Source organism: Zavarzinia sp., assembly GCF_041650655.1.
GTDB lineage: Bacteria > Pseudomonadota > Alphaproteobacteria > Zavarziniales > Zavarziniaceae > Zavarzinia.
In genome coordinates this window covers 1-3,232 of the sequence record NZ_JBAZKR010000226.1, presented here as the reverse complement: position 1 = coordinate 3,232, position 3,232 = coordinate 1, and the positions used below count along the sequence as shown (strand labels likewise).

General features: G+C 66.7%; 2 protein-coding genes. Both read right to left on the bottom strand.

Annotated features, from left to right (window positions below):
- Positions 1 to 115 precede the first annotated feature (115 nt).
- On the bottom strand, positions 116 to 2,272 hold the full coding sequence (locus WC493_RS22635) for a sodium-translocating pyrophosphatase (protein WP_373068793.1): 2,157 nt from the start codon (positions 2,270 to 2,272) through the stop codon (positions 116 to 118).
- 145 nt (positions 2,273 to 2,417) lie between these two features.
- Positions 2,418 to 3,232 (bottom strand): S-methyl-5'-thioadenosine phosphorylase (gene mtnP, locus WC493_RS22630; RefSeq protein WP_373068791.1); only part of this gene is annotated, 815 nt, incomplete at its 5' end.

Genomic DNA, 3,232 nt, shown 5'->3' with positions numbered 1-3,232 from the left:
GTTCTTGACGGCCCGCGGGGCCGGGCGCAACGACGAACGCGCGGCGGGCGGCCGAAGGGCCGCCCGCCGCGCGTTCTCAGGCTCGGAATGTCCGCTGAATCGCCCTCGCCCGCCCCTATTTGATGAGGAACGGGATGACGAGCAAGGCGACGATGTTGATGACCTTGATCATCGGGTTGATGGCCGGACCCGCGGTGTCCTTGTACGGGTCGCCAACCGTATCGCCGGTGACGGCGGCCGCGTGGGCGTCGGAGCCCTTGCCGCCGTACTCGCCGTCTTCGATGAGCTTCTTGGCGTTGTCCCAGGCGCCCCCGCCCGAGGTCATGCTGATCGCCAGGAAGATGCCGGTGATGATGCAGCCCATCAGCACGCCGCCGAGCACCTCGAAGCCGTGCTGGCGGAAGGCGATGCCGATGATGATCGGGGTGAGCACCGGGATGGCCGCTGGAAGCAGCATCTTGTTGATCGCCGACTTGGTGACGATATCGACGGCCGTCGCGTAATCCGGCTTCGCCGTCCCGGCCATGATGCCGGGGATCTCACGGAACTGACGGCGGACCTCTTCGACGACCTGGCCGCCGGCCTTGCCGACCGCGGTCATGCAGAGCGAGGCGAACAGATACGGCAGCATGCCGCCGATGAAGAGGCCGGCCAGCACCCACGGGTTGTCGATCATGAACGAGATGGCGCCCTTGAAGTTGTATTTCTGCAGGAAATGCTCCTGCAGATCGAGCGTGTACGACACGAAGAGGATGAGGGCTGCGAAACCGGCCGAGCCGATCGCGTAGCCCTTGGTGATCGCCTTGGTGGTGTTGCCGACCGCGTCGAGCGGGTCGGTGGTCTGGCGCACCAGCTCGGGCATGTTGGCCATCTCGGCGATGCCGCCGGCGTTGTCGGTGATCGGCCCGTAGGCGTCGATGGCGACAATGATGCCGGTCATGGAGAGCATCGCCATCACGGCCACGGCGATGCCGTAGAGGCCAGCCTGCCCACCGCCCGCGGCCGTGTAGCTCACGAGGATGCCTGCGGCGATGACCAGCACGGGCAGCGCCGTGGACTGCATGGAGACGGCGAGACCTTGGATGATGTTGGTGGCGTGTCCGGTGAGGCTCGCCTTGGCGATGCTCTTCACCGGATTGTAGCGCGCGGCCGTGTAGTACTCGGTGATGACCACGATGAGCGCGGTGACGACGACACCGGTGACGGCCGCCAGGAACAGGCGGGGCACCGAGGGGACGCCGAAGAGCCGGGCCGCGGGGTTGCCCATCATCCACTCGGTGATCGGGTAGAAGAGCGCGATGGCGATGACCGCGGCCACGGCGAGGCCCTTGTACAGGGCGTTCATGATGTTGTTCGTCTTGCCGAGGCGCACGAAGAACGTGCCGATGACGCTGGCGATGATGGAGACGCCGCCGATCACCAGCGGGTAGAGCACAGCCGGCTTGTAGACGACGTCGGCGTCGACATTGATGAGCAGGCCCTTGGCGACGCCCGTCACGTCGATGGTCCCCTTGAAGGTGAGGAAGGCGAGCAGCATCGCCGCCACGGCGGTCACGGCATAGGTTTCGAAGAGGTCGGCCGCCATGCCCGCGCAGTCGCCGACGTTGTCGCCGACGTTGTCGGCGATGACGGCCGGGTTGCGCGGGTCGTCTTCAGGGATGCCCGCCTCTACCTTGCCGACCAGGTCGGCGCCCACGTCGGCGGCCTTGGTGAAGATGCCGCCGCCGACGCGCGCGAACACGCTGATGAGGCTGCCGCCGAAGCCCAAACCCACGAGAGCGGCGACGTCGCCGGTGGCCCAGTAGTAGCCCGCCACGCCGAGAAGCGCGAGGCCCACGACGAGCAGGCCGGTGACCGAACCGCCGCGGAAGGCGACCGTGAGAGCCCTTCCGAGGCCCTGGCGAGCGGCCTCGGCGGTGCGCACATTGACGCGCACGCTGACCATCATGCCGATGTAGCCCGCGGCCGCCGAGAGCACGGCGCCGACGAGGAAGCCGACGGCGGCGTGCCAGCCGTACGTCCAGTCCTTGCCGACGCCCAAGGCCACCAGCAGGACGACGAAGACCACCACGCCAACCATGGCGATGGTTCGGTACTGACGGCCCAAATAGGCCTTGGCGCCCTCCTGCACGGCGCCGGCAACACGCTGCATGAGCTCGTCGCCGGCCGGCAGCGCAAGCAGCCATCTGATGAGCAGAATGCCGTAGACCACGGCCACCAGCCCGCAGATGATCGCCACAAGAACAGCGTTGCTGGAAACGAACGAAGACACTGCGTAGCTCCTTTCTTGGCTCCACGTGGCGCCACCCCAGACACGCGGTCCGGACGGTCACCACCCCTTAACTCGCAGGCGTCCCCGACGCCCCTGGTTCTGGCCTTTCGAGAGGACGCCGCGCGAGCGCGGCGCCCCTGGTACCTCAGCCCAGGTACTTGCCGATCAGCAGGTCGAGCTTGTCCTTCGTGCCCTGCGGGATGAGCTCGGCCGGCGTGTTGATGGCGAACTCTACCGCATGACGGCACGAGCAGTCGCGCTCTTCGTCGAGCGCCGTGACTACCCGCGTCACGATGGCCTGCGCAGTCTCGACGTTGCGGCGCACGTTGCTCAGCACCTGCTCAAGCGTTACGTCCTCTTCCCCTTCGTACCACACGTCGTAGTCGGTGACCATGGCCATGGTGGCGTAGCAGAGCTCGGCCTCACGCGCCAGCTTGGCCTCCTGAAGGTTGGTCATGCCGATGACGTCGAAGCCGAGCTGACGGTACACGTTGCTCTCGGCGCGCGTGGAGAACTGAGGGCCCTCTATACAGACGTACGTGCCGCCCTCGTGCACCGTGGCGCCGACGGTGCGACCGTGTTCCACAAGGAGCTTGCTGACGTAGGGGCAGAACGGGTCAGCGAAGCCCATGTGCACGACCACGCCTTCGCCGAAGAAGGTGCTGGGCCGCGCCTTGGTGCGATCGTAGAGCTGATCGGGTACGACGACGTCGAGCGGCTTGAGCTCTTCGCGAAGGCTGCCGACGGCGCTGGCGGACAGCACGTAGTGCACCCCCAGCGCCTTCATGCCCCAGATGTTGGCGCGATAGTTGACCTCACCCGGAAGGATGCGGTGCCCACGCGCGTGTCGGGGAAGAAAAGCCACCGGAACGCCCCCGATGTCGCCGAGGAAGTAGGAGTCGCTGGGGGTCCCGAAAGGCGTGTCGATGGCCACTTCGCGGGCGTTGTCCAGCAGCTCGT